This window comes from Desulfocurvus vexinensis DSM 17965, from assembly GCF_000519125.1.
Taxonomy (GTDB): Bacteria; Desulfobacterota; Desulfovibrionia; order Desulfovibrionales; family Desulfovibrionaceae; genus Desulfocurvus; species Desulfocurvus vexinensis.
Genome location: NZ_JAEX01000047.1, coordinates 1 through 4,896, shown reverse-complemented (window position 1 = coordinate 4,896; position 4,896 = coordinate 1). Strand labels below are relative to the sequence as shown.

The following is a 4,896-nucleotide window of genomic DNA, read 5'->3' as shown; positions in this document are numbered from 1 at the left end:
CGCTACGGCATGACCACGGCAGCCAGTATGTTTCGGACGTATTCCAGGACGAAATCGCCTTCCTGGGCATCAAGAGTTCTCCGTCCTATGTGCGTGAGCCGCAGGGCAACGGGATCGCGGAGCGCTTCGTGCGCACCCTCAAGGAAAACCTGCTCTGGGTCAGGCACTTCGACACGGTTGAAGAACTGAGACTGGCCCTGCTGGAATTCAAGGAAACCTACAATCGGGAATGGATCGTTGGCCGACACGGGTACAAGACCCCGGCCCAGGTCAGAAAGGAGCAGACCGCCCCGGTGTCAATAGCGGCCTGATTAGCGCAAATGAGTGTCCAAAAAACTGTAGACCGCTACAGGGTCGGCATCGGGTTGATCCGCCATTGAAGCCAACGCGTCGAAATCGATGCCCCGTTCGCCCAATTGGTCGATAATCTCTTTCCGATGGTTGGGGTCGGCCCAGTCATTCCGGAGTTCGGCCGCGTTCCGATAAAGCGTCCGCACCTTTTCCGCGGTGTAGTCGGTAAAGCGCACGACCCGGAGCTGGTTGCCGTCGGCGTCAAGCTCATAGACGAGGTGGGCGGAAATCTCGACCTGGCCGCCATCGAAGTAGAATTTGCGCCTTTCGGCGGGAGCGCCGTCATCCGGAGGGAGTGGATCGACAATCACCTCGTCGCCCGCTTCGGGTTCTTCCTCCGGCGTCACGACCGCTTCCGAATCGGTGGGCCGGCCTTCCTCGTCGATATGCTGCTCCGTTTCAATGGACGGGTCACCGTCGAAGTCCGGGTCGGCGAACATGCGGGTGGCGGACCCGGTGTAATCGAGGATACTGAAAAAGAACTTTCCGTAATCGTCCCGGACACGGGTCCCACGCCCAATGATCTGTTTGAAATCCGTCATCGAGTTGATGACCCGGACGAGCACGACGTTCTGGACCGTCGGTGCGTCTATGCCCGTGGTCAGCATCTGCGATGTGGTCAAAATGACCGGTGTCCGGCGTTCAACGTCCTGGAAATTGCTCAGATGGCCTCGACCGATGCCGCCCTCGTCGGACGTGACGCGGCACACGTAATCGGAATGCTGGCGGGCCAGGTCGGAATTCAGGTTGTTCAGCGCGCGGCGCATCTCGTCAGCGTGCTCCTGATCGACACAAAAAACGATGGTCTTGTCGAACCGCCCCGTCTTATTTAGAAATCCGGTCAAATGCCTGGCGACGGCCTCGGTCCTGGCTTTCAAAGAAACGATTCGTTCGAAATCGTTGGTGCGGTATTCCTCGTCCGGGATTTCCCGGCCGTAGCGGTCAAGGTCTCCCTGGCTCGGACGCCAACCCGCCGCGTCCCAAGTGGTGATGACGCGGTGGACCCGATAGGGGGCCAGGAACCCATCGTCGATCCCCTGGCGTAGGCTGTATTGGTAGATGGGGTCTCCGAAGTAACGGTACGTATCGGCGTTGTCCTGGCGGCGCGGTGTGGCCGTCATTCCGACCTGGAATGCCGGTTCGAAATACTCGAGAATGGCCCGCCAGTTGCTGTCCTCCTTGGCGCTTCCTCGGTGGCACTCGTCCACGATGATCAAATCAAAGAAATCCGGCGAATATTCGCGATAGAGTCCAGGTCTGCGTTCGTCCCGGGCGATGGCCTGGTAGATCGCGAAGTACATTTCCCGGCTCTTGTTGGCCACGCCCCCCTCTATTTTCCAGCGCGCATCGCCAAAGGGAGCGTAGATCTTGGCCATAGGATCATCGACCAGGACATTGCGATCCGCCAGATACAGAATTCGAGGCCTCCGGTAGTCCCCGGTTCGGTTCCAGCGCGATGACCAAAGCTTCCAGCAGATCTGGAACGCCACGACGGTTTTGCCCGTCCCGGTAGCCATTGTCAGCAGGATGCGACGGCGTCCCTGAAGAACCGCCTGAACGGTTCTGTTGATGGCGATCTCCTGGTAGTAGCGCGGCGATTTGCCGCTCAAATGATAGGCCGGCGCAAGAAGCCGTTCCGCCGACTCGGGGTTGAGCCGCTCCGAATTGACCAAACGCGCCCACAGTTCTTCTGGTGTGGGGAAATCTGCTATCTCACGCTCGAGACCGGTTATGTAGTCAAACTCGACGATCCCTTGGCCGTTGGTCGCATAAGCGAATTTGAGGCCGAGGATTTCCGCATATTCCTTGGCCTGTTGAAGACCCTGGCCCGACGTGGCGTATGAGGGTTTCGCCTCGACCACGGCTATGGGCATGTCAGGGCGGTAACGAAGAATGTAGTCGGCGCGCTTTCCGGGTCTTCTGCGTCCCTGGCGGCCGGACACGATGATGCGGCCATCGGTGAACGTGACCTGCTCGTTGATGCGGTGCGGTTCGTCATCCCAGCCCACTGCCTGGAGCTTGGGAACGATATAGCGGCGGCAGGTATCGGCTTCGTTCAAGGCCATGGCTATCCCCGCCTCCCGTGTTCATCTTCCCGCTTCAACCATTCGTCGATGGACTCCCGATGGAAACGCAGGTGGCGCCCCACCTTTTGCGAGGGGATCTTTCCCTCCCGGACGAGCTTGTAAAGCGTCGACTTGGGAATTTTCAGATAAACGGATAACTCCTCTATGGTCAGGACGTTGTCCGATTTGTTTTCCATCAGAAGCACCTCTGCGGTTTCCAAGTGAGTTTACCCTCATTATACCTCATCACAGAGATGTATTTTACAGTTCGTGTCAGTTCGTGTCAATTGTTTTCGCTGGAATATCCAAGCCATGGCCAGTCAAAGGCCGGTTTGTCACCATGCGCCGTTTGGCAACCTTTTAAAACGATCTGTCGAGGTGCCTCCGGCGACATAGACCCAGGCAACCAGCCTATTTCCCCGGTTCATACATACCGGGACCAGGACGCGGCGATAGAGGCAGGGACCGCCGGGGTGAAACCCCTCCAGCCGGTCGATGGCCGGAAGGCGGTTTTCGGGATCGTCGAAGGTCAGAAGCTCCCCGTACACGGGGCCCCAGGGCGCGCCTGTGCGCTTATTCGGGAGCCGGTCGGGGTTTGGCTTGGGATTGGACATGCGGGCCGTCACGTGCACTTGTGTGGCCACGTCGGCGAGCGGGTTGGTAGTCCCGACGGCAAGGACGTCCTCCTCTGGAAGCTCCAGGACCGGGATGCCGGAAGATGACTCGAAGAGGCGGCCGCGGACGACAGCGTCCTCCACCGTCAGGACGCCCCGGCAAAAGCGGTCGTGGTTCCAGAAACCGCGCTTCAGTGTCCCGTAGACGAAGAGTCTCAGCATTCCGGTTGTGTTCGGCTTCAAGGGTTCTGTTGGGTTCATTGCCTGGTTCATTGGGGTGTCTGTCATTGTTCCTCTCTCTTTTTCTCCTGGGCGACGAACTCGAAGGGCTCCACCGAGTGCGCGGCCAGGTCCTCGCGCCGGAACACCACCAGGCTCATGGGCGGGACCGGAAGCTCCCTCCAGCCCTTTTCCTCCGCCAGCACGGCGTCGAGGTATGCGGGGTCCGAAGCGTAGAGGACGGCCTTGCGGCGGGGATGCCACCACAGTTCCAGCGGTCTGTTCCCCTTGAGCACAAAGACGGTGCCCGGGTCGGTCCGGCAGGCGATGACGGCGGTGATCTGCCCGCGGCAGCGCCGGAGTCGGGCTTTGAACCGCTCGATATCCATGGCACCGTCCCGCGCGGCGTTCGCGGCCAGGCGGAACAGAATCTCGCTGTCCACCTCGGCGAAACGGCGCAGCTTCCAGCGGCGGAAGAGGTAATCGGCGTTGTAGATGGTGCCGTTGTGGGTGCCGATCACCTCCCCGGCGCGGATCGGGTGGTTGTTGCTGTTGACCCGCTCGTCCCCGCGGGTGCGCCAACGGGTGTGTCCGAGCAGGAGCGTGGCGCGGTTGTCCATGGAGGCAAGGAGTTCGGCGAAGGCCTTGTCCGTCACGAACCGCTCGGCCGTCACCGGGCGCTTGAACAGCCGGTGGCCGCCGTCGGCATCGAGCCATGCTGCGCCGGTGGCATGGGGACCGCGCTCCTCGCTCAGTAGCAGCAGGCGGATGAAGAGCCAGGCGAGGTGGTCCCGCTCCTCGGCGCGCCGTCGCTTTTTTCCGAAGATGACGCCTGCGAGCCCGCACATCAGGGTTTCCCTCCCTGCGGATCGACGATGAACCCGCGGAAGACACCCTCGGCGTACTCCTTCGGGTGCTCCTCGATCCAGCGCGCGGCATCGGGATATCCGAGCTCCCCGGCCAGCCGGGCGACAACGGGTCGGTCGAGCATGTTGGTCAGCCCCGAGAGCCGGACCGCGTCGACGCCTTGCCAGATCAGGGCTGGAATCGGTATCCGTTCCGGTTTGTCGTCCTGCACCTCGGCAAGACCATGTTTGATCAGCGCATCGAGGAAAGATGCGGCCTTTTCCTCGGGCGTGTCGCCCCGGACCGCCAGCTCGACACCGGCCAGCATCTTGGCGTTGCGCAGGACCATGTCGATGTAGTCCTCGAGATCCCGCTGGTCGGAAAAGAGCGTGGCCCCCTTCATGGCGTGGACCACGTCGGTCACCGTCGCCCCGGTGAAGACTTCGCCGTCTTCTTCCAGCGGCTGGGGCGGTGTACGGTTTTCTTGGACACCGAATTGGGAGTAAGAGATCCCCAGGAGGTGTTCGATGACGAAGGATGGAATGAGGGGCAGAGGAGCCTCCTCCCCGGTGGAGGGAGGCCATAGGCCGACCGGAACCGGGGATGAGGCACGCAAGCCGCCCAAGAGGTTCTGGGCCAAGCACAAGACCGAGGCTGTGCTCAGGCTACTGCGTGGTGAGGACATCGAGATTTTGAGCCGTGAACTTGGCGTGACCGCCGCCGCCCTGACCCGCTGGCGGGATCAATTCCTTGCTGGCGGTGCCGAGGGGCTCAAGAAGCGCTCACCCAAGGACGAGGCA

At 61.2% G+C, this 4,896-nt stretch carries 7 protein-coding genes; 2 read left to right on the top strand and 5 right to left on the bottom strand.

The features are described from left to right. Positions 1–311: integrase core domain-containing protein (locus tag G495_RS0114450; protein ID WP_028586583.1), on the top strand; the 311-nt coding region annotated here is incomplete at its 5' end. On the opposite strand, the gene hsdR is transcribed toward G495_RS0114450, so the two are convergent. The 5 genes from hsdR to G495_RS21865 form a co-directional block, all read right to left on the bottom strand. Beyond that, positions 312–2,417, bottom strand: coding sequence for an EcoAI/FtnUII family type I restriction enzme subunit R (gene hsdR, locus G495_RS19475; RefSeq protein WP_084458326.1), 2,106 nt, complete (start codon positions 2,415–2,417; stop codon positions 312–314). Positions 2,418–2,419: 2 nt separating this feature from the next. After that, the gene (locus tag G495_RS21375; protein ID WP_211234150.1) at positions 2,420–2,638 is read right to left on the bottom strand and encodes a helix-turn-helix domain-containing protein; all 219 of its coding nucleotides are present in this window, start codon (positions 2,636–2,638) and stop codon (positions 2,420–2,422) included. A 114-nt stretch (positions 2,639–2,752) separates the two neighbouring features. Continuing rightward, entirely contained in the window at positions 2,753–3,253 is a 501-nt protein-coding gene (locus G495_RS19470) for a gamma-glutamylcyclotransferase family protein (RefSeq protein ID WP_169734399.1), read from the bottom strand. 62 nt (positions 3,254–3,315) lie between these two features. After that, positions 3,316–4,098 carry a class II glutamine amidotransferase gene (locus tag G495_RS0114435; RefSeq protein WP_028588353.1) on the bottom strand — a complete coding sequence of 261 codons (783 nt, stop codon included), beginning with the start codon at positions 4,096–4,098 and terminating at the stop codon, positions 3,316–3,318. Then, positions 4,098–4,520, bottom strand: coding sequence for a DUF5049 domain-containing protein (locus G495_RS21865; protein WP_051445418.1), 423 nt, complete (start codon positions 4,518–4,520; stop codon positions 4,098–4,100). Before G495_RS21865 ends, G495_RS0114435 begins: the two co-directional genes overlap by 1 nt. A 103-nt stretch (positions 4,521–4,623) precedes the next feature. Here G495_RS21865 and G495_RS22890 point away from each other — a divergent pair. Next, positions 4,624–4,896, top strand: a 273-nt coding sequence (locus G495_RS22890) for a helix-turn-helix domain-containing protein (RefSeq protein ID WP_156939715.1), incomplete at its 3' end; no start/stop codon positions are given.

Bases quoted from the DNA above. Each gene is read 5' to 3' on its own strand.
- hsdR (WP_084458326.1), bottom strand. From the start codon at position 2,417: ATGGCCTTGAACGAAGCCGATACCTGCCGCCGCTATATCGTTCCCAAG.
- G495_RS19470 (WP_169734399.1), bottom strand. From the start codon at position 3,253: ATGCTGAGACTCTTCGTCTACGGGACACTGAAGCGCGGTTTCTGGAAC.
- G495_RS0114435 (WP_028588353.1), bottom strand. From the start codon at position 4,098: ATGTGCGGGCTCGCAGGCGTCATCTTCGGAAAAAAGCGACGGCGCGCC.